The sequence below is a fragment of the Ruegeria sp. AM2 genome, assembly GCF_056540685.1.
On record NZ_JBQFXE010000001.1, the window covers coordinates 16556 to 40759 of the forward strand.

22 protein-coding genes are annotated in these 24204 nt (G+C 56.9%); 17 read left to right on the top strand and 5 right to left on the bottom strand.

The genetic code is table 11. The annotated features are described in order from the left end of the window. Positions 1-9 precede the first annotated feature (9 nt). Positions 10-2055: an ASKHA domain-containing protein gene (locus ACR0CR_RS00105; RefSeq protein WP_480595615.1), complete on the bottom strand. Its 2046-nt coding sequence runs from the start codon at positions 2053-2055 to the stop codon at positions 10-12. 207 nt (positions 2056-2262) lie between these two features. Here ACR0CR_RS00105 and guaB point away from each other — a divergent pair, with 207 nt between their 5' ends. The 3 genes from guaB to ACR0CR_RS00120 all read left to right on the top strand — a co-directional run bounded on the left by guaB (position 2263) and on the right by ACR0CR_RS00120 (position 7301). Next, positions 2263-3711 carry an IMP dehydrogenase gene (gene guaB / locus ACR0CR_RS00110; RefSeq protein WP_480595617.1) on the top strand — a complete coding sequence of 483 codons (1449 nt, stop codon included), beginning with the start codon at positions 2263-2265 and terminating at the stop codon, positions 3709-3711. A 33-nt stretch (positions 3712-3744) separates the two neighbouring features. Further along, positions 3745-4926, top strand: a complete 1182-nt coding sequence (locus ACR0CR_RS00115; RefSeq protein WP_480595618.1) for an RsmB/NOP family class I SAM-dependent RNA methyltransferase — start codon at positions 3745-3747, stop codon at positions 4924-4926. Between the two features lie 83 nt (positions 4927-5009). After that, positions 5010-7301: a hybrid sensor histidine kinase/response regulator gene (locus tag ACR0CR_RS00120; protein ID WP_480595620.1), complete on the top strand. Its 2292-nt coding sequence runs from the start codon at positions 5010-5012 to the stop codon at positions 7299-7301. A gap of 5 nt (positions 7302-7306) precedes the next feature. Here ACR0CR_RS00120 and ACR0CR_RS00125 read toward each other — a convergent pair whose 3' ends face one another. Beyond that, on the bottom strand, positions 7307-7900 hold the full coding sequence (locus ACR0CR_RS00125) for a gamma-glutamyl kinase (RefSeq protein ID WP_480595622.1): 594 nt from the start codon (positions 7898-7900) through the stop codon (positions 7307-7309). A 191-nt stretch (positions 7901-8091) separates the two neighbouring features. Here ACR0CR_RS00125 and recA point away from each other — a divergent pair, with 191 nt between their 5' ends. The 5 genes from recA to ACR0CR_RS00150 all read left to right on the top strand — a co-directional run bounded on the left by recA (position 8092) and on the right by ACR0CR_RS00150 (position 14031). Further along, on the top strand, positions 8092-9156 hold the full coding sequence (gene recA / locus ACR0CR_RS00130; protein ID WP_480595624.1) for a recombinase RecA: 1065 nt from the start codon (positions 8092-8094) through the stop codon (positions 9154-9156). 180 nt (positions 9157-9336) lie between these two features. Then, positions 9337-12009, top strand: a complete 2673-nt coding sequence (alaS, locus tag ACR0CR_RS00135) for an alanine--tRNA ligase (protein ID WP_480595625.1) — start codon at positions 9337-9339, stop codon at positions 12007-12009. A 1-nt stretch (position 12010) separates the two neighbouring features. Further along, on the top strand, positions 12011-12298 hold the full coding sequence (locus ACR0CR_RS00140; RefSeq protein WP_480595626.1) for a DUF1330 domain-containing protein: 288 nt from the start codon (positions 12011-12013) through the stop codon (positions 12296-12298). A 465-nt stretch (positions 12299-12763) separates the two neighbouring features. Further along, complete coding sequence (locus ACR0CR_RS00145; protein ID WP_480595628.1) at positions 12764-13273, top strand: transglutaminase-like cysteine peptidase; 510 nt, start codon at positions 12764-12766, stop codon at positions 13271-13273. Between the two features lie 92 nt (positions 13274-13365). Further along, the gene (locus ACR0CR_RS00150; RefSeq protein ID WP_480595629.1) at positions 13366-14031 is read left to right on the top strand and encodes a hypothetical protein; all 666 of its coding nucleotides are present in this window, start codon (positions 13366-13368) and stop codon (positions 14029-14031) included. 383 nt (positions 14032-14414) lie between these two features. On the opposite strand, the gene typA is transcribed toward ACR0CR_RS00150, so the two are convergent. Further along, a complete protein-coding gene (typA, locus tag ACR0CR_RS00155) occupies positions 14415-16232 on the bottom strand; it encodes a translational GTPase TypA (RefSeq protein WP_480595631.1) in 1818 nt (605 codons plus the stop codon). A gap of 280 nt (positions 16233-16512) precedes the next feature. On the opposite strand from typA, the gene ACR0CR_RS00160 reads away from it, so the two are divergent. After that, positions 16513-16644, top strand: a complete 132-nt coding sequence (locus ACR0CR_RS00160; protein WP_480595633.1) for a hypothetical protein — start codon at positions 16513-16515, stop codon at positions 16642-16644. A 58-nt stretch (positions 16645-16702) separates the two neighbouring features. Here ACR0CR_RS00160 and ACR0CR_RS00165 read toward each other — a convergent pair whose 3' ends face one another. Both ACR0CR_RS00165 and ACR0CR_RS00170 read right to left on the bottom strand, forming a co-directional pair. Beyond that, positions 16703-16948, bottom strand: a complete 246-nt coding sequence (locus ACR0CR_RS00165; protein WP_480595635.1) for a hypothetical protein — start codon at positions 16946-16948, stop codon at positions 16703-16705. Further along, positions 16948-17601 (bottom strand): alpha/beta hydrolase, encoded by a 654-nt coding sequence (locus tag ACR0CR_RS00170; protein WP_480595637.1) that lies wholly within the window; start codon positions 17599-17601, stop codon positions 16948-16950. The genes ACR0CR_RS00165 and ACR0CR_RS00170 overlap by 1 nt, the downstream gene beginning before the upstream one ends. Before the next feature lie 177 nt (positions 17602-17778). Between ACR0CR_RS00170 and iscR the strand changes: the two genes are divergently transcribed. From iscR to ACR0CR_RS00210, 8 genes are read left to right on the top strand one after another with little or no spacing between them, the layout of a single operon-like run. After that, on the top strand, positions 17779-18237 hold the full coding sequence (iscR, locus tag ACR0CR_RS00175; protein WP_480595639.1) for a Fe-S cluster assembly transcriptional regulator IscR: 459 nt from the start codon (positions 17779-17781) through the stop codon (positions 18235-18237). 54 nt (positions 18238-18291) lie between these two features. Beyond that, positions 18292-19335: a cysteine desulfurase family protein gene (locus ACR0CR_RS00180; protein ID WP_480595641.1), complete on the top strand. Its 1044-nt coding sequence runs from the start codon at positions 18292-18294 to the stop codon at positions 19333-19335. 18 nt (positions 19336-19353) lie between these two features. Next, complete coding sequence (sufB, locus tag ACR0CR_RS00185; RefSeq protein WP_170658583.1) at positions 19354-20874, top strand: Fe-S cluster assembly protein SufB; 1521 nt, start codon at positions 19354-19356, stop codon at positions 20872-20874. After that, positions 20874-21077 carry a hypothetical protein gene (locus ACR0CR_RS00190; protein ID WP_480595643.1) on the top strand — a complete coding sequence of 68 codons (204 nt, stop codon included), beginning with the start codon at positions 20874-20876 and terminating at the stop codon, positions 21075-21077. The genes sufB and ACR0CR_RS00190 overlap by 1 nt, the downstream gene beginning before the upstream one ends. Before the next feature lie 47 nt (positions 21078-21124). Then, on the top strand, positions 21125-21880 hold the full coding sequence (sufC, locus tag ACR0CR_RS00195) for a Fe-S cluster assembly ATPase SufC (RefSeq protein ID WP_480595645.1): 756 nt from the start codon (positions 21125-21127) through the stop codon (positions 21878-21880). Beyond that, on the top strand, positions 21880-23160 hold the full coding sequence (sufD, locus tag ACR0CR_RS00200) for a Fe-S cluster assembly protein SufD (protein WP_480595647.1): 1281 nt from the start codon (positions 21880-21882) through the stop codon (positions 23158-23160). The genes sufC and sufD overlap by 1 nt, the downstream gene beginning before the upstream one ends. Beyond that, positions 23160-23645: a YIP1 family protein gene (locus ACR0CR_RS00205; RefSeq protein ID WP_480595649.1), complete on the top strand. Its 486-nt coding sequence runs from the start codon at positions 23160-23162 to the stop codon at positions 23643-23645. Before sufD ends, ACR0CR_RS00205 begins: the two co-directional genes overlap by 1 nt. After that, positions 23642-24202, top strand: coding sequence for a Yip1 family protein (locus tag ACR0CR_RS00210; protein WP_480595651.1), 561 nt, complete (start codon positions 23642-23644; stop codon positions 24200-24202). Before ACR0CR_RS00205 ends, ACR0CR_RS00210 begins: the two co-directional genes overlap by 4 nt. Positions 24203-24204 lie beyond the last annotated feature (2 nt).

Below are 24204 nucleotides of genomic sequence, written 5' to 3' on the forward strand. Positions count from 1 at the left end.
TTGATCCGACTATGACCTGCGGCGGCGACGACGGCCAGATTTTTCATCATCCCCGCCGCCGGTGTTGAAGGATGGCGAGGGCAGGGTGACCACCTGCGCCAGTTCCGGGAACGGATCGGTTTTGTGCGGGATCGCATTGGCGGCGACGAAGTGGTCCTGAAACTTGGGCTCGATGGCAGTTTCGACCTTGGTGATCTCGCGCACGACCCGCTCGATTTCGGCCCGTGAGCCGATGTTGCACAGCGCAATCCGGGCACCGGTGCCTGCGGCGTTGCCCGCGCTTGAAACCTTGTCCAGCGGCGCGTCAGGAATCATTCCCAGAACCATCGCGTGTTTGGTCGAGATATGTGCGCCAAAAGCACCGGCCAGGACCACACGATCGACCCGGTCGACTTCCATTTCATCCATCAATAGGCGCGCACCGGCATAGAGCGCCGATTTCGCCAGTTGGATGGCGCGGATGTCGCCTTGGGTCACGGTGATGCGCGGGCCACCTTCGGCGCTGGCATCGTGGATCAGGTAGGAATGCGTGCGGCCTTCGGGAACGCTGCGCGCGGTGCCGGTTTGCTCGGCCGATCCGATCAGGCCGCTTTCGTCCAGCAAACCTGCGATGCGCATCTCGGCCACCGCCTCAATGATGCCCGACCCGCAGATTCCGGTGATGCCGGTGGTGGCGATATCGACGTCGAAACCATCCTCATCGGACCATTTCTCGGACCCGATGACGCGGAAGCGGGGTTCTTTGGTCACCGGATCGATCTCAATCCGTTCAATCGCACCGGGTGCGGCACGCTGGCCCGAGCTGATCTGAGCACCCTCGAAGGCGGGACCCGTGGGCGAGGAACAGGCCAGCACGCGTGTTGTGTTGCCCAGCAGTATTTCCGCGTTGGTGCCCACGTCCACGATCAGCACAAGGTCTTCGGACTTGCCGGGTTCCTCGGACAGTGCAACGGCGGCGCAGTCGGCCCCCACATGGCCCGCGATACACGGCAGGATATAGACCTGCGCGCGGGGGTTCATCTTGGTCAGGTCCATCTCACGCGCGGGCAGGGACATGCTCTCGGACGTGGCAAGCGCGAACGGGGCCTGCCCCAGTTCCACCGGGTCCAGACCCAGTAGCAGATGGTGCATGACCGGGTTGCAGACAAACACGGTTTCCACGATCAGCGCGGCATCAATCCCGGCTTCATCCGCGATCGAGGCGGTCAGATCGTTGATTGCCTCGCGCACGGCCTTGGTCATCTCGGCATCGCCGCCGGGGTTCATCATGGCGTAGGACACACGGCTCATCAGGTCTTCACCAAAGCGAATCTGTGGGTTCATCAGGCCCGAGGACGCTTTGACCTCACCTGTTTCCAGATCCGTCAGATGCGCTGCGATGGTGGTCGAGCCGAGGTCGATGGCAAGACCGTACAGTCCTTGTTCATGCAAGCCGGGCCAGATTTCGATGATCTTTGCGACATCGTCTTTGTGGCCTTTGTAGACGGCCACCGTGACCTCCCACTTACCTTTGCGCAGCACTGGTTGCAGCTTGGACAACAGCGACAGGTCGGCGGTGACGGCCTCGATCTGCCACTGTTCGCGCAACGCGCGTTCCAGGCGTTCCAGATCGCCGGTTGGCGAATGCATATCGGGTTCCTCGACCACGACAAAGAACAACCGCGTGGCCGGATCCATAGTGATCGCACGTGCCGCGGCGGCTTTTCGAACGACCTGACGGTGCACTTGACTTTCCGGCGGGACATCGATGACCACATCGCCCTGAACGGTCGCTTGGCAACCTAGGCGACGCCCAGGCTTCAGCCCGCGTTTGTCGTCATAGCGCTGCTCAACCGCGTTCCATTCGCTCAGCGCGCCCTCTGACACGGTCACGCCATGCTTGGGGAATTCGCCATAGCTGGGCGTGATCTGGCATTTTGAGCAAATCCCGCGACCGCCGCAGACCGAATCCAGATCGACTCCCAACTGGCGCGCGGCGGTCAAAATCGGCGTGCCCACAGGAAAGTGCCCGCGTTTGCCCGATGGGGTAAAGACGACGAGGGGGTCGGTGGTCATGTCTGGCCTGCCTTTTGAATTCGCGCGTTTGATGCGCAAGATATGGGTTTGCGCGCAAAGGGAAAGGCCAATCAGCGGCACGTTTTACGCAGGTTGCGTCGTTTTGAGGCGCGGCCTTCCGAAACAACTTGGGTCAGGGGGCTTTCCCTTTTGCAAAATCCATGTAATAGGGTCACCGCCAAACGGGGTTTTGCATGGGGTTAGCAGATGCAGATTCGTGAGGCACTCACCTTTGACGACGTACTTCTGGTTCCGGGCGCATCTTCAGTGCTTCCGGCAACGGCGGATACGACCACGCGCGTGACGCGTGAGATCACCATGAATATCCCTTTGCTCAGCTCGGCCATGGACACGGTGACCGAGGCTCGAATGGCGATCGCCATGGCGCAGGCGGGGGGCATTGGTGTGGTCCACAAGAACCTCTCGGTCGAGGAACAGGCGCGGGAAGTTCGCCGGGTCAAACGCTTTGAATCCGGTATTGTCTATAACCCCGTAACCTTGCGTTCGGACCAGACACTGGCCGATGCCAAAGCATTGGTGGAGCGTTACAATTTCACCGGTTTTCCTGTCATCGAAGACGATGGGCGTGTTTTGGGCATCGTCACCAACCGAGACATGCGTTTTGCGACCTCGGATGATACGCCGATCAAGGCGATGATGACCACCGAGAACCTGGCGATGCTGCAAGAGCCCGCCGATCTGGAAGAAGCCAAAAGCCTGATGAAAGCGCGGCGTATCGAAAAGCTGCTGGTGGTTGATGGTGAAGGCAAATTGACTGGTCTGTTGACGCTGAAAGACACTGAACAGGCGGTTCTGAACCCGACCGCATGCAAAGATCGTCTTGGTCGTCTGCGTGTCGCGGCGGCGACCTCGGTTGGAGATGCGGGATTTGAGCGGTCCGAGCAATTGGTGGACTCGGGCGTCGATATTATTGTCGTTGATACCGCGCACGGGCATTCTCAAGGCGTTCTCGACGCGGTCAAACGGGTGAAGACACTGTCGAATGAAGTGCAGATCATCGCGGGGAACGTTGCGACAAGCGAGGCGACCAAGGCTTTGATTGATGCAGGTGCGGATGCCATCAAGGTTGGCATCGGACCGGGTTCAATCTGTACCACGCGGATGGTGGCAGGCGTCGGTGTGCCTCAACTGACGGCGATCATGGATTGCGCGGCAGCGGCAGGGGATGTGCCGGTGATCGCGGATGGCGGCATCAAGTTCTCAGGTGATTTCGCTAAGGCAATCGCGGCAGGCGCGTCCTGCGCCATGGTCGGATCGATGATCGCGGGTACGGATGAAAGCCCCGGTGAGGTGATCCTGTATCAAGGTCGTTCGTTCAAATCCTACCGGGGTATGGGCAGTCTGGGTGCAATGGCCCGCGGTTCAGCGGATCGGTACTTCCAGAAGGACGCAGCCAATGACAAGCTGGTGCCCGAAGGCATCGAGGGGCAGGTGCCGTACAAAGGCTCGGCCAGTGCGGTTGTTCACCAGTTGGTGGGCGGTCTGCGGGCGGCGATGGGATATACCGGATGTGCCACGGTCGACGAAATGCGCCGCAATTGCAACTTTGTCAAAATCACCGGCGCTGGCCTGAAAGAGAGCCATGTGCATGACGTTCAGATCACGCGGGAAAGCCCGAATTACCGGGTGATGTAGTACCGAGTTGCATTCAGCACGAGGGAAGCAGCAATGACGCCAGCCGCCCGGGTTCAAGCCTCGATCGAAATTCTCGACGACATTCTTGCAGGCTCACCCGTTGAAAAAGCGCTGACCGGTTGGGCGCGGCGCAGCAGATTTGCCGGGTCTAAAGATCGGGCGGCGGTGCGTGATCACGTTTTTGACGCCATCAGATGCAAGCGGTCATTCGCTGCGCGCGGTGGTTCTGAAACGGGTCGTGGCCTGATGATCGGCGCTCTGCGCGCGGCGGGACGTGATCTGGCGGAGGTTTTCACCGGGGACCGGCACGCTCCCGCGAAGGTACTAGATACCGAGCGTTCAAAGCCGTTTGCGTCGGACGCAGAGCGACTGGATATTCCAGGATGGCTGTGGCCGCAATTTGCGGCTTCTTTGAATGATGCGGCTGAGGCTGTTGCTCATTCGCTGCAAAGCAGGGCTCCTGTTCATCTACGCGTCAACCTGGCAAAATCGACAAGACCGCAGGCGATAAGCGCGTTGGCAGCGGATGGGATCGGGGCCGAGACGCATCCAGCATGCAGCACCGCGTTGAACGTCACCGGGGGCGCTCGGAAAATCGCACAATGCACTGCCTATTTGACAGGATTGGTCGAATTACAGGACGCGGCAAGCCAGGCCGTCATCGAAGCAATCAGCCTGAGGCCGGGGCTGCGCGTATTGGACTATTGCGCGGGCGGCGGAGGCAAATCTTTGGCTCTCGCGGCGCGCTCTGAAGGTGTTCAGGTTTTTGCGCATGATGCCAACCAAAGTCGGATGAAGGATTTGCCCGCGCGTGCGGAACGTGCAGGTGCTGATATTCGCGTTCTGTCGACGGCCCAAGTGGCGCAGCAAGAACCATTTGATGTGGTGCTGACGGATGTGCCGTGTTCGGGAAGTGGCTCGTGGCGGCGTGCGCCCGCCGGGAAATGGGCTTTGACACAAGACCGGCTGGCCGCGTTGCTTGGCACTCAAAACGAGGTTCTCGAGTCTGCGGCGGCTTTCCTAAAGACCGACGGCGTTTTGGTTTATGCGACGTGTTCGGTTTTGAAAGCCGAGAATGACGGTGTCACCGATGCCTTTCTGAAGGCGCATCCAAACTGGCATCGAAGCTATCGCAATGCGTGGTTGGTATCACACGAAACCGATGGTTTTTTTACTATCCACTTGACGAGAAAAGGTCTTATTGAAATCAACTAAAAGAAGAGTGGCCGCGCCTGTTTAAGCGGTCGTTAACCATTTCAGGCCGATACAGGTCGAAAATGCACAATTCCGAGCAGTTGATGACCAATTCCGAAGCACTTTCATCTGAACCCACCGACCTTGAAAGCCCAGGCGCCAGCCGTATCCTTCCCATTGTCCTTTTGTCCGCATTGCTTTGTTTGCTTCCGGGGTTTGCGGCCGTGCCGCAAGGCTGGAACACTGGACTGTTTGCCGCCGGACTTACGCTTTTGGGTACAACCTCCATCTGTTACGCCAAAATGTGGTTTCAAAACAGATTGCGCGAAAGAACAATAAGGCTATCTGCGGCATTGATCGAAAACGAGGACAGTGCTTGCGTCATCGCGGATGAGCGAGGCTATGTATTGGCCGCGAATTCGCGTTTCTTGGCACGGTTTCGGCAGCAAACAAGAACGCGGTTGGACGATTATCTGAGGTCTCAGTTCGCAAATCCGTCCGCGATAGCCCTGCGTCTGCAATCGTTGGCGCAAACACATGGTACAGCGCAAGATACAATCGTTTCGCGCGGCGGAGAAACTCATGTGTCCGTAACGCGCCTGGAAAAAGACCTGTATTGTTGGCGCATTCATCTGGACCAAAGGCGGATTTGGAAGGAAACGCTGGCACCGGTGCTGACTGTGGGCCGAAATGACGTCGTCCTGAACATCAATGAGCCTGCTCGCGTTCTATTGGGAAACACGCCTGAGGCGCTTTCTGACATACTGGTGGCGGGCACGACTGCGGGCTGCGAGGCAGTGCATATTCAAACGTCAAAAGATGTGCAGCTTGCGCGCCTTATTCCCTTGCGCAAGAACGGCGTGACACGCGATCTGCTGTTGTTGCTGAACGATCCCGACCAAGTCACGGAAACAGGCGCGTCATTCAAGGATTTGCCAGTTCCGATCATGCGTTTATCGCCCGAAGGCGACATTCTCGAAGCCAATCGACTGGCGACGCAATTGGTCGGAGACGTGCTACCAGGAAACAGCAACATTCAGGACCTAATGCAGGGCCTGGGTCATCCTATTCAAGCGTGGCTTGACGACACGATCGAGCGTGAAGCATCACCACGGTCCGAAATTCTGCGCCTGACCCGAGAGGATCAGGACGTCTTTGTTCAGGTGACGTTGTCAAAGATGCTGCGCGACGGTCAGGTTTGCCTGATCGCCGTGCTGAACGATGCGACAGAGTTGAAAACGCTCGAAGCACAGTTCGTGCAAGGGCAGAAGATGCAGGCCGTTGGTCAGTTGGCCGGCGGCGTTGCTCACGATTTCAACAACCTTTTGACTGCCATCTCTGGGCATTGCGATTTGCTGCTGCTTCGCCACGATCAAAATGACCCGAACTTTGGCGATCTTGTTCAGATTAACCAAAACGCGAATCGAGCGGCCGCGCTGGTCAGTCAGCTGCTGGCATTTTCGCGCAAACAAACCCTCAGGCCCGAAATCCTGGATCTTCGGGACACAATCTCGGACCTTATTCACCTACTCAATCGACTGGTTGGCGAAAAAGTGCGCCTTATCCTCAGCCATGACCCTGTGGTTAAGCCGGTTCGAGCGGACAAGCGCCAACTTGAGCAGGTGCTGATGAATCTTGTCGTGAACGCGCGGGATGCAATGCCAGAGGGCGGAGAGATTCGGATCGAAACCGAGATCCTCAGGCTCGATCAGCCAATGATGCGAGACCGCGCAACGGTTCAACCGGGAGAGTACGTTACCGTGAAGGTAATTGACAGCGGGACAGGCATTGCTGCTGACAAGCTTCAGAAGATATTCGAGCCGTTCTATACGACGAAACGCACCGGTGAAGGCACCGGTCTGGGCCTGTCCACTGTGTACGGCATCGTCAAGCAAACGGGCGGCTTCATTTTTGTTGACAGTGTCGTGGGAAGAGGTTCGGAATTCACTGTCTTCCTTCCTGTTTGCCAGCAGAAAGCGCGTATAGAACCCCAGGCACCAACAGCTCCGAATGAACAGATTTCGCACCAGGGCGAAGGTGTCGTGCTGTTGGTTGAGGACGAAGCTCCGGTCCGTGCATTTGCCACCCGCGCGCTGCGGCTGAAGGGATTTACCGTGCTCGAGGCTGAATCCGCCGAAGACGCGCTTGCGTTGCTTGAAGATGATGATCTGAGCGTGGACATATTTGTGACAGATGTTGTCATGCCCGGCATCGACGGTCCAACCTGGGTACGGCAGGCGATGGAGAAGCGACCGGACGTGCGCGTCGTTTTCATGTCAGGTTACACCGAAGGTGCGTTTGACGATTCGGGGCCGGATATTGCCAATTCCACCTTCTTGCCAAAGCCATTTTCGCTGAACCAGTTGACCGAAGCGGTGTTTCAGCAGCTCAACTGATCGCGTCACAGTGCTGCGTCGTAGGCTTCGAATTCACCCGCATGGCGCATCTGAAACTGCCGCAGGGTATGATCACCAAGGCTAAGGTCTCCGCTGGGTGAGACGTTTTCCTGCGTGAGGTTGATCTTGCAGTTCAGTCGATCCTGGAGAAAGTCCAGTATTCCCACCTGGTTGTCGTATTTGAATACATGCGTCGCACCAATCCCGTTGCGCCGGGGTTGCAGAAACTCGGCCTGACTGCCGACATCGGCAAACAGGGGTCGATCTCGCTGCATATAGGCGTTCACGAAGGCATCGAAGGTTATCGAGCTTGTGGAATTGGGATGGCCGTTCAACTCGAGGCGGCTGCGATATCTGTACCAGCTACCCAGCCAGTCAATAGGTTCCCGAATGACGGCCATGACTTCCATCTCAGTGTCGAACATTTTGCGGAACATGGTCTGAAAGAACCGATCATACCGGCGAACGGTTGCGTGTTTGAGTTCCGGTGGTCCTGCCACAAATATGTCCGCCCGGTCGCGCAAAGCGAGCTGATAGGCTGTACTGCCTGTCTTGGGAACAGACAAGAGCGCCAGACGTTCCTCATAAAAAACAAGCATTTATCTTTCCACTTTCAACGCATATTAGTTTTCAGATTGGCGTAAACGACTCTTTAACACAATTGACGAACAGTGGGATTTGTAAGTTTTTATTGAAATGTTCTCTTTTTGGTCCCATAAGGAGCAAGAGGCGAACAAAGCAGTGATTGCCGCCCGTTAAAGGGTGTGACAAAAGGGAAGGCGACAGGACAATGGCGGATCTTCTGACGATGAGCGACAAGAAAAACGCAGACAAGCAAAAGGCGCTCGACAGCGCGTTGGCGCAGATTGAACGGCAATTCGGCAAGGGTTCGATCATGAAGCTGGGCGAGGATTCCAAGCAGGATATCGACGCCAGTTCAACCGGCTCTCTGGGCTTGGATATCGCTCTGGGCATTGGCGGTCTGCCGATGGGGCGGATTGTTGAGATTTATGGTCCGGAAAGCTCGGGTAAAACCACGCTGACCTTGCATTGTATTGCTGAACAGCAGAAACGCGGCGGTGTTTGCGCGTTTGTCGATGCAGAACATGCGCTTGACCCGCAATATGCCCGAAAGCTGGGTGTTGATCTGGATGAATTGTTGATCTCGCAGCCCGATACAGGTGAGCAGGCGCTGGAAATCACGGACACTCTGGTGCGGTCGGGGGCTGTCAACATGGTCGTGGTCGACTCGGTGGCGGCGTTGACGCCGAAATCCGAACTTGAGGGCGACATGGGCGACAGCAGCGTGGGCGTGCAGGCCCGCTTGATGAGCCAGGCGATGCGCAAACTGACCGGGTCGATCAACCGCTCGAACTGCATGGTGATTTTCATCAACCAGATCAGGATGAAGATCGGCGTGATGTTCGGCAGCCCCGAGACCACAACCGGTGGCAATGCGCTGAAATTCTACAGTTCGGTCCGCCTCGACATCCGCCGCATCGGTGCGATCAAGGACCGTGACGAGGTGGTTGGCAACCAGACCCGCGTCAAGGTCGTCAAGAATAAGGTGGCGCCGCCGTTCAAACAGGTGGAATTCGACATCATGTATGGCGAGGGCATCTCGAAAATGGGTGAACTGTTGGATCTGGGCGTCAAGGCCGGTGTGGTCGAAAAATCCGGCTCGTGGTTCAGCTATGGCGATGAACGGATTGGGCAGGGGCGTGAGAACGCCAAGCAATACCTGCGCGACAACACCCGCGCCGCGCTGGAGATCGAGGACAAGATTCGCGCCGCACATGGGTTGGAATTTGAGATGCCGCCTGAGGCGGAAGAGGATGATATCCTCGAAGCCTAAATAGTCGCTGAAGGGAACGGCAGAAATTCCCCGGTGCCCAGATGGTGCTGAGAAAACTTGGAACAAGGCGGTCCACCGGGGCCGCCTTGTTTCGTTCCAGGCTGCCTCGCCTGTGGACACTCGGGGGGCGCACCGCTAAACCTTTGCCGACCAAAACGATTGCGCGCTGAGAGAGCCCTAATGCCTACGCTGAACGACATTCGATCGACCTTTCTGAACTATTTCGCCAAGCAAGGGCACGAGGTCGTTGCGTCCAGCCCATTGGTGCCGCGCAACGACCCGACGCTGATGTTCGTCAACTCGGGCATGGTGCAGTTCAAGAACCTGTTCACAGGTGTTGAAACGCGGGATTATCAGCGTGCCACGACCGCTCAGAAATGCGTGCGGGCAGGCGGCAAACATAACGATCTGGACAATGTCGGTTACACAGCGCGACACCATACCTTCTTTGAAATGCTGGGAAATTTCTCGTTTGGAGACTATTTCAAACCCGAAGCGATTCCCTTCGCCTGGGAGCTGATCACCAAAGAGTTCGGCATTGATAAGAACCGCCTGCTGACCACAGTCTATCACACGGATGATGAGGCGTTCGAGATCTGGAAAAAGGTTGGTGTGCCCGAAGACCGGATCATTCGCATCGCCACAAATGACAACTTCTGGCAGATGGGCCCGACCGGCCCGTGCGGACCATGCACCGAGATTTTCTATGACCACGGCGATCACATCTGGGGTGGCCCTCCGGGTTCGGCCGAAGAAGACGGTGATCGGTTCATCGAGATCTGGAATATCGTCTTCATGCAGAACGAGCAGTTCGAAGATGGCTCGATGGTCGAGCTCGACATGCAGTCGATCGATACGGGTATGGGGCTGGAACGGATTGGGGCTCTGCTGCAGGGAAGCCATGACAACTATGACACCGATCTGTTTAAAACGCTGATCGAAGCCTCTGCGGATGTGACGAATGTCGATCCTTACGGGGATCAGAATGTCCACCACCGCGTGATAGCGGATCACTTGCGGTCAACGTCTTTCCTGATCGCGGATGGCGTGATGCCCAGCAATGACGGGCGTGGATATGTACTGCGTCGCATCATGCGCCGTGCCATGCGTCATGCGCATCTGTTGGGGGCGAAAGACCCGGTGATGCATCAATTGGTGCCGACTTTGGTGCAACTGATGGGGGCTCAGTACACGGAACTCGGTCAGGCGCAGGCATTGATCGAAGAAACGCTTCTGCTGGAAGAAACACGCTTCAAGCAGACATTGGATCGTGGCCTCAAACTGTTGGACGACGAAGTCGCAGGCCTGCCGGAAGGTGGTGCGCTACCGGGTGATGCGGCGTTTAAGCTCTATGATACTTATGGCTTCCCTCTGGATCTGACGCAAGATGCGCTGCGGGAAAAGGGTCTGACCGTCGATACCGATGGGTTCGACACAGCTATGGCGGAACAAAAGGCCAAGGCGCGCGCCGCTTGGGCAGGCTCCGGAGAAGCTGCGGATCAGGCTGTCTGGTTTGATGTCCTCGACAGTGCGGGACCTACAGACTTTCTGGGCTATGAAACCGAAAAAGCTGAGGGGCAGGTGTCTGCGCTGGTCGTCGATGGTGCGTTGGTCGACAAGATCGAACAAGGGGGTGCCGGCTGGGTTGTGGTCAACCAAACGCCTTTCTACGGCGAAGCTGGTGGTCAAATTGGTGACGCAGGTGAAATTCGGCGCTTAGAGAATATGCAGGACGTGGCGCAGGTGGAAGACACGCGCAAGTTCGCCGAGGGCAAGGTTTATGCGCATCGTGTAACGGTCAGCCAAGGCGTGCTCTCAATGGGTGACGCGGTTGAGCTTGAGGTCGATCACGCACGCCGATCCGCAATTCGGGCGAACCATTCCGCAACTCACCTTTTGCACGAAGCACTGCGCGAAACATTGGGCGACCATGTTGCGCAGCGTGGATCGTTGAATGCGGCGGATCGTTTGCGGTTTGACTTCAGCCATTCCAAAGCGTTGACGGTCGAAGAGGTGCAAAAAGTTGAGCGCGATGTAAACAACTTCATTCGCCAGAACTCGACAGTTGAAACGCGGATCATGACGCCGGACGATGCCCGCGAATTGGGTGCTCAGGCTTTGTTTGGCGAGAAATACGGCGACGAGGTCCGGGTCGTGTCTATGGGAAAAGCCCCGACCGGCAAAGGCCAGGATGGCGAGACATGGTCGATTGAATTATGCGGCGGCACGCATGTGCGCCAGACCGGTGACATCGGTACTTTTGTCGTTCTAGGTGACAGCGCCAGCAGTGCGGGTGTGCGCCGGATCGAGGCTTTGACAGGGAATGACGCCCTTCGCCACCTGTCTGCGCAGGATCGGCGCCTGGGACAGATTGCATCGGACCTAAAGGCGCAGCCAGATGATGTCGTGGACCGGGTCAAAGCGCTGATTGACGAACGAAAATCCTTGCAAAACGAAGTTGCACAGCTACGGCGTGACCTCGCGATGGCGGGCGGTGCAGGGCAGGGCGCGCCGTCGGAAACAATAGAAATCAATGGCGTTCCGTTCCTCGCGCAGTCGTTGAAGGGCGTTTCTGGCAAGGACCTACCGTCGCTGATCGATGAACACAAAGCACGTTTGGGCAGCGGGGCCGTGTTGCTGATTGCTGACGCAGGGGGCAAGGCCGCGGTGGCCGCGGGCGTTACCCCGGATCTGACAGGCAAGGTGTCTGCCGTGGACCTTGTCCGTGCGGCCGTTGCAGAGCTGGGCGGAAAGGGTGGCGGCGGCCGTCCGGACATGGCTCAGGGCGGTGGCAAGGATGCATCGAATTCGGATGCGGCAATCAAGGCCGCTGCACAAGTATTAGGAGGATAAAATGGCCGCACTCTGGATTGCACATGTCACTGTGACCGACGCGGATGCTTACGGGAAATACGCCGAGTTGGCCGGGCCCGCCATTGCGGCTCATGGCGGAACGTTCATCGCGCGCGCAGCTCGATACGTTCAGCTTGAAGGGAAAGACCGCCCTCGCAACGTCGTCGCCCGGTTCCCCTCGGTCGAAGCGGCTGTTGATTGCTATAATTCGGACCAATACCAAAAAGCCCTCGATCACGCTCGGGGCGCAAGCGAACGCGAATTGGTTGTGGTAGAGATTTCTGACTGAGAATCACCGGGTTCGCCGTAGACCTCGGCGACACCAACGGCAGATTTGGCGAGGTTTGGGGCCTTTTGGGCCTCAAATCGGCATTGGATAATGTAAAAGTATAAAAACACTTTAAAATAAAACGAGTTAGGGCGCGATCTTAACCCTGTTGCCATTCCGTTAGGCCGAATTGTGGCTGCGTTTGCCTTAAATTCGCGCTTGAATGGCCCTGAAATCTGACGAAATTCCGCCGTTTTTCCCTCGCAAATTAATCAGTGATTGCGCGGCGTGTTCTGTTTACGATTACTAAAGACGGACAGAATACACTTTTGAACTGACGCGATCGATCGAAACAAAGATCGAGGGGATGCAATGAATTCGATTCAGAAAAAACTGAATGACGTCATTGGACTGTCAGTTGCGCGTGGCCGCATGGCTTTGGGCGCAGTAACACTTGTTTTGGCTGCGCATGTTGGCGCAGCCGGTGTGGAAGCCGCCGAGGCGGCATTTATCAAAAGTTCGTTTGCGTCCCCGCCACCCTCCGGCGCGCGCGAACTGTGCCATCAATACTCTTGGGCCTGTGCGGCAAGTCCGAAAGTTTCTCGACCGGTGCAACAAGAGATGAGTCTGGTCAAGAAAATCAATCGCAAGGTCAATGCCTCTACCAGAGAGGTGACAGACCAGTCTCAGTACAAAACACAAGAACGCTGGGCCCTTCCGACCCGTCGTGGTGGGGATTGTGAAGACTTTGCGCTGTTGAAAAAGCATGACCTTATCAAAGCCGGCATTGATCCGAACAAGCTTTTGCTTGCGACGGTTTTGGACACGCGCAGAAATGCTCATGCGGTTTTGGTGTACCGATCCAGCCAGGGCGATCTGGTTTTGGATAACCTCACCAACCGGATCAAACCTTGGGCGGCGACCAAATACCTGTTTCTTAGGATGCAGGACCCGCGGCAACCAGGAAAATGGGTCGGCGTTTACGGTCGAAGTTAAGGCGGTATAAATAGAGCTATCAGCCAAGCAAGTATTAAGCGATCAAACGTGGGTGACTCGGGTGTCTCCCACGTTTTTTTCGTAAATTTCAAATGCTGATCGGCGTCGTTCGGAACAGTACCTCAGCCTGCCGCAATAGCTTACGCAGACTCTTCACCATCGCTATTGCGATTGGCCCTGCGCTGTTGTTCGCGTTCCTGCTTAGCGCGGTTCTTTTGCTCGCGGATTTCCTTTCTGCGCTCTTTCCTTTCGCGCTCAGCGCGCTCACGCTGCTCTCGTTTGCGCTCGGCTCTGGCGCGATTTTTCTCAGCCCGCCTTTGCTCTTTTTCGGTCTTCTTATTGTTTTCGCCATCGACTTCTTCGCCGCCGTCTTCGCCGTCGTCGTTCCCGTCTTCGCCGTCGTCGTTTCCGTCCTCGCCGTCGTCGTTCCCGTCTTCGCCGTCGTCGTTTCCGTCCTCGCCGTCGTCGTTCCCGTCCTCGCCGTCGTCGTTTCCGTCCTCGCCGTCGTCGTTCCCGTCATCGCCACCGTCGTTTCCGTCTTCACCATCTGGATCATTGTCACCACCTTCGTCGGCTGGTCCATCACCCGATCTCTGATCTGGGGTGCCAACAGAAGCGGTGGGGAAATCTGTCAGTACAGACGCAAAGGCAGGGCAGTCTATCAGAGTTCGAGAGAGTATTTCTTCAAAGTCCGCACGCCTCTGGATGTATCGCAGCATGCTGGACGATACTACGTCGCACGCGCACAGAGTGTTTGAAGAAACGGACTGACGGGCCGTTTTTACCGTGCACATTTCCGAGGCCAAAGTCGGTGCCGCAGATACAAAGGGAAATGTTGCCGAACAAAAAACAATAGAAAGCAATCGGGACTTCAGGCGCATCGCGCGTCTCCTTTACACTCGTTAAACTGGCATCGCGGAACAAGCGAGGCCTTACTTTTGTCACAGATACAGCGTTTTTACGCCCCAATATCAAGGGGTAAAATTCTTGTCAATTTTCATCTTAATGCAATCTAGGGGAGATTAATGAGTAAAAACAGTGCAGAGCGGGTATCAGCCGCTCTGTTCACATATTGGGCGCTTTGTGAAATTGGACGTAAAAATGTCACAATTGCGGCATTGTTTCTAAAGGCGAAACGAAATTACGCAGATCTCGCCATACGTTTGCGTTCATGCGGATCAAGGAACCGTTTGCGCAGACGAATGGCGTTTGGGGTGACCTCGACCAATTCGTCATCATCGATATAGGCGATCGCTTCTTCCAGTGAAAACTGGATGTGCGGGGTCAGGCGCACCGCATCATCCGATCCGCTGGCGCGCACGTTGGTAAGCTTTTTGCCCTTGAGCGGGTTTACTTCCAGATCATTGTCGCGCGAGTGCTCACCGATCACCATGCCCTGATATACCTCGACCTGAGGGCCGACGAACATGCGTCCACGCTCTTCAAGGTTCCAAAGGGCGTAAGCGACGGCCTGGCCCTTCTCCATCGAGATCAAGACACCGGCACGACGCCCAGGGATTGGGCCTTTATGCGCGGCCCAGTCGTGGAACACGCGGTTCAGAACACCGGTGCCACGGGTGTCGGTCAGGAACTCTCCATGATAGCCGATCAGGCCACGCGAAGGTACATGCGCGATGATGCGCGTTTTGCCAGCACCGGCTGGACGCATCTCGACCAACTCGCCTTTACGCGCACCAGTGATCTTTTCAATCACCGCCCCAGAATATTCGTCATCAACGTCGATGGTGACTTCTTCGACCGGTTCCAGTCGCTGACCCTCTTCTTCGCGGAACAGAACCTGCGGCCGAGAGATGCTGAGTTCGAACCCCTCGCGACGCATGTTCTCGATCAAAACACCCATCTGCAATTCGCCACGACCCGCCACCTCGAAAGCTTCACCGCCCGGCGTGTCCGTGATCCGGATGGCGACATTCGATTCGGCCTCTTTCATCAGGCGATCACGAATGACACGGGACTGAACCTTTTTCCCGTCACGGCCAGCCAGAGGTGAATCGTTGATGCCGAAGGTCACTGTAATGGTCGGCGGGTCAATGGGTTGGGCGGGCAGGGCTTCTTCAACTTGCGGAGAGACCAGCGAATCCGCGACGGTGGCCTTGCTCATGCCGGCGATGGTGACGATATCACCCGCTTCGGCCACATCGATGGGCTGCTGAGCCAGCCCACGGAAAGCCAGGATTTTTGAGGCGCGGAAGCTTTCGATCAGTGAGCCGTCGCGGCTGAGCGCCTTGACGCTGTCACCTGCCTTCAGCGTGCCGCTTTCGACACGCCCAGTCAGAATGCGGCCGATGAACGGATCGCTGCCCAGCGTCGTGGCCAGCATGCGGAACGGTTCGTCCTTGCGGTTCGCCTGTTTCGGGGCTGGGACGTGATCGACGATCAGGTCAAAAAGGGCGGTCAGATCCTTGCGAGGGCCGTCCAACTCCATATCTGCCCAGCCGGACCGGCCCGAGGCATACATCGCAGGGAAGTCCAACTGGTCGTCATCGGCGCCCAGATTTGCGAACAGGTCGAAACACTCGTCCAGCGCCCGATCGGGTTCAGCATCGGGTTTGTCGACCTTGTTCAAGACCACTATGGGGCGCAACCCCAGCGCCAATGCCTTGGATGTGACAAACTTGGTCTGCGGCATCGGACCCTCGGCGGCATCAACCAGCAGGACCACGCCGTCGACCATGCTGAGAATCCGTTCGACTTCGCCCCCGAAATCGGCGTGGCCAGGTGTGTCAACAATGTTGATCCGGGTGCCTTTCCACTCGACACTGGTGGCTTTGGCCAAGATAGTGATCCCGCGCTCGCGCTCCAGATCGTTGCTGTCCATGGCGCGTTCCGCCACGGCCTGATTTTCCCGGAACGCGCCGGATTGTTTAAGCAGCTCATCCACCAAGGTCGTCTTGCCGTGGTCCACGTGAGCGATGATTGCGATGTTGCGCAGGTCCATGAGAGGTCAGCCTTTGAACAGGAAGTTGCCGCGCGCATAACGCGGCTCGGCGCAATATGCCAGCCCTAACCGCCCGTCAGAGGTCTGCAAATCGGGAAATTCACCATTCTACCTACGGTGCAATCGAAGCGGGCATGCGGTCGCGTAGTGATTAAAATCCAAGCGAATGTGAAGGCTGGGCGCAACACTTTCGAAAGGTCAGGTAAACCGGACTATTCGAGTTCGCAGCGAATGTGGTAAAAAGCATTTGTTTTTAGTGTTTTTTTTATGAGTGTTAGAAATGACGACTTTTGCAAAATCCGTCATCATCATATCGTTTCTGATTGTGGCGCTGGGGTGGCTTGCAGACGGGGGGTCCGTCGACATTGATGCAGCCCAAAGTGTTGAACGTGTATCGGGTGTTTCTGTTTAAGCGCTGATCAGGCGACCTTAAAAAGGAGCATTGCGCTCCTTTTTTTCTTGCAGTCGAACTATTGCTTCTCGATCGCTTTCATTTTCGAGCGATGCTGAGACAGTCGTTTGACGACGAACTGACGCGCTTTCCGTTCGGCCAGACGTACGCGAATTTCGGTCAGAAACGCCTCTTCTAACGTTTGTGATGATGCGCCTAACACCTCGCCAACCTCGACGAAGAACCGATCGTCGCCGGTTTCGTCCATGACCTTGACAGTGTCGTCGGCCAATCGTGCAGCAAGGGTTGTAATCGTGTCTGACATCAGCGCGTGGTCTCGGTCAGGCGGCGCTTCACGTAATCGGTGACGTCACCCATAAGCGTGTCCATGTGCCGATCCTGAAAGAAGTGGTCTGCGCCGTCGACCTCATGATGGGTGATGGTGATGCCTTTTTGCTCGTGCAATTTGCCCACCAGCGACGTCGTGTCCGCAGGCGGGGCCACGCGGTCAGCGGACCCGTTGATAATCAGGCCGGAAGACGGGCAGGGCGCCAGGAACGAGAAATCGTACATGTTTGCCGGTGGCGAGACACTGATGAAGCCTGTGATCTCGGGGCGGCGCATCAGCAGTTGCATACCGATCCAGGCGCCGAAAGAAAAGCCAGCAACCCAGCAATGTTTGGAATTGTTGTTCATCGACTGCAGGTAGTCCAGCGCCGATGCGGCATCACTAAGCTCGCCCACGCCTTGATCGTACTCACCCTGACTGCGACCGACACCGCGGAAGTTAAAGCGCAGAACCGTGAAGCCCATGTTGTAGAATGCGTAGTGCAGGTTATAGACGACCTTGTTATTCATGGTCCCGCCAAATTGCGGGTGCGGATGCAGCACGATGGCGATCGGTGCGTCTTTTTCCTTTTGCGGGTGGTAGCGGCCTTCCAGGCGGCCTTCGGGTCCGGGAAAAATCACCTCGGGCATGTGTGCTTTGATCCTGTCTTTTTTGCGTCGGCGTCCGGATATACTTGACGGTTATCGTCGGACACCTTAGAACGGTTCTAATTTCATTGATGTGCGTCATAAGCACTGCCCGTCGGAGATACGCATTGCCTGCGGCGGCGTCAATGTTTTCGCGCGGTCTTGCCGAGAGGGAATCTGATGAAGCTGTCAACCAAAGGGCGATATGCGATGTTGGCGCTGGCGGATATTGCGCTGCAGTCCTCGGATAAACTGGTGACGCTGGGCGAGATTTCTGAGCGTCAGGACATCTCGTTGCCATATCTGGAGCAACTCTTTGTCAAGTTGCGCCGCGCTGATCTTGTCAGTTCCGTTCGCGGTCCCGGCGGTGGGTATCGCCTAGCGCGTCCAGCTTCGGAAATCCGGGTTGTCGAAGTGTTGTCTGCGGTCGATGAAACGGTTGATGCCATGCACAAAGGGGCTGGTGCATCGGGCGGGTCGTCGGGAAGTCGGGCGCAATCCATGACAAACCGCCTATGGGAAAGTCTCAGCGCGAATGTCTACGTGTTTCTGCATCAGACGCGGCTGTCGGACGTGATCAGAAATGATCTGGCGCCTTGTCCGGCTGTCCCTAACCTGTTTTCGGTGGTGGACGATTGATTTCATGAGGCCCGTCACTGCATATCGCGTCGCGGCATTAATAATGATGCATCTATGAATCGAGTTTATCTGGATCATAACGCGACAACGCCTTTGCGCCCCGAGGCACGCGCGGCAATGATTGCCGCGATGGATGTGTGCGGCAACCCATCCTCGGTGCATGCCGAGGGACGTTTGGCAAAGTCTCTGATTGAGAGCGCGCGCGCGCAGATAGCGGCAGCCTTTGGCGCAGACGGTTCGGATATCGTCTTTACATCAGGTGCGACCGAGGCTGCTGCGTTGGCACTGCGCGGACATCCGATCAAAGGTGCCGCGATTGAGCATGACGCGGTAAGGGCTTGGATTGATGAAGTTCTACCTGTTACAGCAGGTGGTCAGGTCACGGTAGAAGATCCCTCACGGACCACATTGCAGGTGGCCAATTCCGAAACGGGTATTGTGCAGTCCTTGCCCACAGGCTTGGCCGTAACCGACGCGACTCAGGCATTTGGAAAATCGCCGTTGGCTTTCAACTGGATCGGAGCGCAGATGGCGCTGATATCCGCGCACAAGCTGGGCGGACCCAAGGGGGTGGGCGCGCTTGTGATGAAACGCGGCACCGATATTGCTGCGCAGATCAAGGGTGGCGGGCAAGAGATGGGGCGACGTTCGGGTACGGAAAACGTCATTGGAATTGCGGGGTTCGGCGCTGCAGCTGAAGCAGCGGCGCGTGACTTGGCCGACGGTGTTTGGGAAAAAGTTGCGGAACTTAGAAATATTCTAGAAAACGCCCTTGAGGCTGGCTCTAAATCTACTATTTTTGTCGGGAAAGATCAGGCGCGACTCCCGAACACGCTGTGTTTTGCAACGCCCGGATGGAAGGGCGAAACGCAGGTCATGCAGATGGATCTGTCGGGCTTTGCAGTCAGCGCGGGCTCGGCCTGTTCCAGCGGCAAGGTGCGCGCCAGCGCGGTGCTGACCGCGATGGGGTTTGACGAACAAACGGCTGCCAGTGCGATCCGCGTATCGCTGGGAACCGAAACGACGGAAGAAGACGTGCTGCGTTTCGCCGAAACGTGGCTTGAGAAAGAGAAAAAGCATCGCGCGCGGGCCGCGTGATCTGACGGAGGGTGTCTTATGGCCGCTTTGGACCAGACCCAGGTAAAAGAAGGTGTTGATCAGGAAACCGTGGATGCGGTGCGCGAGGTCAGCACGTATAAATACGGCTGGGAAACCGATATCGAGATGGAATATGCGCCAAAAGGCGTAAATCCGGATATCGTGCGTCTGATCTCGGAAAAGAACGAAGAGCCCGAGTGGATGACCGAATGGCGTTTGGCCGCGTTCGAGCGCTGGACCCAAAAGGAAGAACCTAAATGGGCGATGGTTCACTACCCGCCGATCGATTTTCAGGACCAGTATTACTATGCGCGTCCGAAATCGATGGAGGAAAAGCCGAAGTCGTTGGACGAGGTCGATCCCAAGCTGCTGGCCACTTATGAAAAGCTGGGTATCCCTCTGAAGGAACAGATGATTCTTGCGGGCGTCGAGGGGGCGGAAGATGCACCCGCCGAAGGTCGAAAGGTTGCCGTGGATGCGGTATTCGATTCCGTTTCCGTAGGTACGACATTTCAGGATGAACTGAAAAAAGCGGGCGTGATTTTCTGCTCGATCTCCGAAGCGATCAAAGAACATCCCGAACTGGTCAAGAAATACCTTGGCACGGTGGTGCCGGTCTCGGACAACTTCTATGCCACGCTGAACTCCGCCGTGTTCTCGGACGGCTCGTTCGTCTACATCCCGCCGGGTGTCCGCTGCCCGATGGAACTGAGCACCTATTTCCGCATAAACGCTGAAAACACCGGTCAGTTCGAACGGACGCTGATCATCGCCGACAAGGGTTCCTACGTGTCCTATCTGGAAGGCTGCACCGCGCCGCAGCGGGACACCGCGCAGCTGCACGCGGCTGTAGTTGAGATCATCGTCGAAGAAGATGCCGAGGTGAAATACTCAACCGTCCAGAACTGGTTCCCCGGCGATGAGAACGGCAAAGGCGGCATCTATAACTTCGTGACCAAACGCGCCGATTGCCGGGGTGATCGGTCCAAGGTGATGTGGACTCAGGTGGAAACCGGTTCGGCTGTGACGTGGAAGTACCCCTCCTGCATTTTGCGGGGGAATGACAGCCAGGGTGAGTTTTACTCGATCGCGATTGCCAACAACTATCAGCAGGCTGATACCGGCACGAAGATGGTTCATCTGGGTAAGAACACCAAGTCGCGCATCGTGTCCAAGGGGATTAGCGCGGGCAAGGCACAGAACACCTATCGCGGTCTTGTCTCGATGCATCCCAAGGCGAAGGACAGCCGCAACTATACGCAGTGTGACAGCCTTCTGATCGGCGACAAATGCGGCGCGCATACGGTTCCTTATATCGAGGTCAAGAACAACTCTTCCCGAGTGGAACATGAGGCGACGACCTCCAAAGTGGACGACGATCAACTGTTCTACTGCCGTCAGCGCGGCATGGACGAGGAAGAGGCCGTGGCGCTGGTCGTCAACGGGTTCTGCAAAGATGTGCTGCAGGCGCTACCGATGGAATTTGCCATGGAAGCGCAGCAGTTGGTGGCAATCAGTCTTGAAGGTTCGGTTGGCTAATGGCGCGGTCACCTCAGGCCCGCATCCGGAAGGATGATGTGCTGACCTGGCTTGGTTACGCATTGCCCGTTTTGGGCGGGGTGCTGGGCGTGGCCTATGTCAACATCAACTACTACGAATTCATAAACCCGGTCTGGGCTATTGGCGGCGGGGTAATCCTTGGGTGGATTGCAGCAAAGTTGATCCGCAGGGTTGTGGGATAAAATGATCGGAGCCCAAGGGCTCTTTGCGATAGGCAAAAGGACAAAAAATGCTGGAAATCAAGAACCTGCACGTCAAACTTGAGGAAGAAGAAAAGCAGATCCTCAAAGGCGTAGACCTGACTGTCGAAGCCGGCAAAGTACACGCGATCATGGGGCCGAACGGCTCGGGCAAATCTACGCTCAGCTATGTTCTGTCCGGGCGTGATGGCTATGAGGTCGAAGAGGGCTCTGCCACGCTGGACGGCGAGGACCTGTTGGAGATGGAGCCGGAAGAGCGCGCGGCAGCGGGTGTTTTCCTGGCGTTTCAGTACCCGGTCGAGATTCCAGGCGTTGGCAACATGACCTTCCTGAGGACTGCAGTGAACGCTCAACGCAAAGCGCGCGGTGAAGACGAGCTTTCGGCGACGGATTTCCTCAAAGAAGTGCGCGCCAAGGCGAAGGCCTTGAAGATCGATGCGGAAATGCTCAAACGTCCCGTGAATGTTGGCTTCTCGGGTGGTGAGAAAAAGCGCAATGAGATCCTGCAGATGGCCATGCTGGAACCCAAGATGTGCATCCTGGATGAGACGGACTCGGGGCTTGACGTGGACGCGATGAAGCTGGTGGCCGAAGGCGTGAACGCGCTGCGCGATGAGGGGCGTGGTTTTCTGGTTATTACGCATTATCAACGGCTTCTGGATCACATCAAACCTGATGTCGTTCACATCATGGCGGACGGTCGGATCGTGAAAACCGGTGGCCCAGAGCTGGCGCTTGAAGTGGAAAACAACGGCTATGCCGACATTCTTTCCGAGGTGAACTGATGGCGCTGCCCCAAGCAAAACAGTCGGCGACCGAGGAACGGCTGGCCGCTTTGACCCTGCCGGATGCCGGGTGCACCCGTAAGGCGCGCGAAGCCGCTCTGGCCCGTGTCCGCGAGATGGGTTTGCCCGGTCGTCGCGACGAATACTGGAAATACACCCGGCCCGACACGCTGACCTCTGCCGAGGCGATCCCCGCCGCGCTATATCGCACGGACGAACCCATGGTGTTTCATGAGTTTGATCGGTTGAAGATCGTTTTCATCGACGGTGTGTTCAGCCCGGACGACTCGGATGATTTGTCTTTGGAGGGCGTCTCGATTGACCGGCTCGAGGATATCTGCTGCAAGGATATTCATTGGGCCAAAGAGTTGTACGGCGTTCTTGAAGCCAGGGGACAAGACCCGGTTCAACGACCACTGGCCGCTTTAAACACGGCTTTTGCGTCGGATGGTGTGGCCATCCATGTGACCGGCAAGCCGTCAAAGCCCATCAGCCTGATCTATCGCCACGCGTCTGAAACGTCGGACGCGATACTGCACCACATCGTTCGGGTCGAAAGTGGGGCCGAGGTAACGATCCTCGAGAACGGACCTGCCGCATCGCGCTTTAACAAGTGCATGGAGATCGATATTGCCGACGGCGGTACCTTGCACCACATCCGCGCTCAGGGCCGCGATCATCAGCGCCGGGCCGCAACGCATATGTTCACCCGCATGGGGCGCCAATCTGTTTACAAGTCGTTCACGCTGACCGTAAACGGCGTGCTGACCCGCAATGAACAGGTCGTCGAACTGACCGGAGACGACGCGATCGCGCATGTGGCCGGGGCCTGTGTCGGCGACGGTGATTTCCACCACGACGACACCGTTTTCGTTACTCATGACGCGGTGAATTGCGAAAGTCGTCAGGTGTTCAAAAAGGTGCTGCGCAACGGTGCGACGGGCGTGTTTCAGGGTAAGATCCTGGTCAAGGAAGGCGCACAGAAAACGGACGGCTATCAGATCAGCCAGTCCCTGCTGTTGGACGATGACAGCCAGTTCCTTGCCAAGCCGGAGCTTGAGATATACGCCGATGACGTGGCTTGTTCGCACGGATCGACATCCGGCGCGATTGACGAGACGGCGCTGTTCTATCTGCGCTCGCGCGGTATTCCTGCAAAGGACGCGACAGACATGCTGACGCTGGCCTTTCTGGCCGAAGCGGTGGACGAAATCGAAGACAAAGCTCTGGCTGACGTGATGGTATCCCGTCTGGAAAGCTGGCTGGCACGCCGAAGCTGATGCCGGTCGCAACCGATATCGTTGCCACGTATCGCGGACCGGGGCGCGTTGTTCGACGGCTGCTGCAGATGGGGCCACGCGAAGACCGTGCGTTGATCATCGTTATGGCGGCCTGCGTGCTGGTTTTCATTGGTCAGACACCGCGTCTGGCCCGTGAGGCGCATTTGACGGGGCAGGAACTGAACGCGCTTCTGGCCGGGGCGTTGTTTGCGTGGGTGCTGACCGCGCCGCTTTTCCTTTACGTTCTGGCGGGCCTGAGCCATGTGGTTGCGCGCCTGTTAGGTGGCAAAGGCGATTGGTTTGGCGCCCGGTTGGCCTTGTTCTGGTCTTTCCTTGCAGCCAGTCCCTTGTTGATGTTGTTTGGCCTTGTCGCGGGCTTCATCGGTCCCGGCGGCGCCCTGAACGCGGTCGGACTGGTTTGGGTGGGCTTCTTTTTGTGGTTCTGGATCTCGGCTTTGATCCAAGTGGAAAGGCGCGACCCATGAATTCGGTGGATTGGCGCGGTCTTGTGATCATGACGCTGGCTCAGCCCGCCGAAGCGGGCCGCCGTCTTTTAGCACTTTGCCCAAAACGCGATGTATTGTGGCTGCTGTTCTTTTTGACAGTGGTTCTGAATACACTGTTGCAAACCACGGCTTCGATCCTCATTCCGGCAGTCAATCCCGAACTGGAGGTTCCAGTTGAACCGGTTGCGCGGGCGCTGGCGACATCGACCGGCATATTGTTCCTAAGCATTGCCGCCTTCTTTTTCGCCGGGCGTCTGATCGGTGGGCAAGGCAGCTTTGACGGTATCATGTGCCTGGTGCTCTGGCTGCAACTGCTGCAGATCGCAGCGCAGGTCGTGATCTACGCTGTGGCCATCATCGCGCCGCCTATGTTCGGCCTGCTGTTGCTGGCGATGAGCCTTTACAGCCTCTACATCACGTTGCACTTCATCAATCAGGCGCATCAGTTCCATTCTCTGGGAAAGGCTTTCCTTGTAGTGCTGCTTTCCGCTTTGGCGGCGGTGCCGTTTGTGCTGATTTTATACCCGTTGGCTTAAGA

Bases quoted from the DNA above. Each gene is read 5' to 3' on its own strand.
- ACR0CR_RS00205 (WP_480595649.1), top strand. From the start codon at position 23,160: ATGCCGGTCGCAACCGATATCGTTGCCACGTATCGCGGACCGGGGCGC.
- ACR0CR_RS00125 (WP_480595622.1), bottom strand. From the start codon at position 7,900: ATGCTTGTTTTTTATGAGGAACGTCTGGCGCTCTTGTCTGTTCCCAAG.
- ACR0CR_RS00165 (WP_480595635.1), bottom strand. From the start codon at position 16,948: ATGTCAGACACGATTACAACCCTTGCTGCACGATTGGCCGACGACACT.
- ACR0CR_RS00190 (WP_480595643.1), top strand. From the start codon at position 20,874: ATGGCGCGGTCACCTCAGGCCCGCATCCGGAAGGATGATGTGCTGACC.
- ACR0CR_RS00115 (WP_480595618.1), top strand. From the start codon at position 3,745: ATGACGCCAGCCGCCCGGGTTCAAGCCTCGATCGAAATTCTCGACGAC.
- ACR0CR_RS00150 (WP_480595629.1), top strand. From the start codon at position 13,366: ATGCTGATCGGCGTCGTTCGGAACAGTACCTCAGCCTGCCGCAATAGC.
- ACR0CR_RS00120 (WP_480595620.1), top strand. From the start codon at position 5,010: ATGACCAATTCCGAAGCACTTTCATCTGAACCCACCGACCTTGAAAGC.
- ACR0CR_RS00170 (WP_480595637.1), bottom strand. From the start codon at position 17,601: ATGCCCGAGGTGATTTTTCCCGGACCCGAAGGCCGCCTGGAAGGCCGC.
- ACR0CR_RS00160 (WP_480595633.1), top strand. From the start codon at position 16,513: ATGACGACTTTTGCAAAATCCGTCATCATCATATCGTTTCTGATTGTG.
- sufB (WP_170658583.1), top strand. From the start codon at position 19,354: ATGGCCGCTTTGGACCAGACCCAGGTAAAAGAAGGTGTTGATCAGGAA.
- iscR (WP_480595639.1), top strand. From the start codon at position 17,779: ATGAAGCTGTCAACCAAAGGGCGATATGCGATGTTGGCGCTGGCGGAT.
- ACR0CR_RS00180 (WP_480595641.1), top strand. From the start codon at position 18,292: ATGAATCGAGTTTATCTGGATCATAACGCGACAACGCCTTTGCGCCCC.
- sufD (WP_480595647.1), top strand. From the start codon at position 21,880: ATGGCGCTGCCCCAAGCAAAACAGTCGGCGACCGAGGAACGGCTGGCC.
- ACR0CR_RS00140 (WP_480595626.1), top strand. From the start codon at position 12,011: ATGGCCGCACTCTGGATTGCACATGTCACTGTGACCGACGCGGATGCT.
- guaB (WP_480595617.1), top strand. From the start codon at position 2,263: ATGCAGATTCGTGAGGCACTCACCTTTGACGACGTACTTCTGGTTCCG.
- typA (WP_480595631.1), bottom strand. From the start codon at position 16,232: ATGGACCTGCGCAACATCGCAATCATCGCTCACGTGGACCACGGCAAG.
- ACR0CR_RS00105 (WP_480595615.1), bottom strand. From the start codon at position 2,055: ATGACCACCGACCCCCTCGTCGTCTTTACCCCATCGGGCAAACGCGGG.
- ACR0CR_RS00210 (WP_480595651.1), top strand. From the start codon at position 23,642: ATGAATTCGGTGGATTGGCGCGGTCTTGTGATCATGACGCTGGCTCAG.
- recA (WP_480595624.1), top strand. From the start codon at position 8,092: ATGGCGGATCTTCTGACGATGAGCGACAAGAAAAACGCAGACAAGCAA.
- alaS (WP_480595625.1), top strand. From the start codon at position 9,337: ATGCCTACGCTGAACGACATTCGATCGACCTTTCTGAACTATTTCGCC.
- sufC (WP_480595645.1), top strand. From the start codon at position 21,125: ATGCTGGAAATCAAGAACCTGCACGTCAAACTTGAGGAAGAAGAAAAG.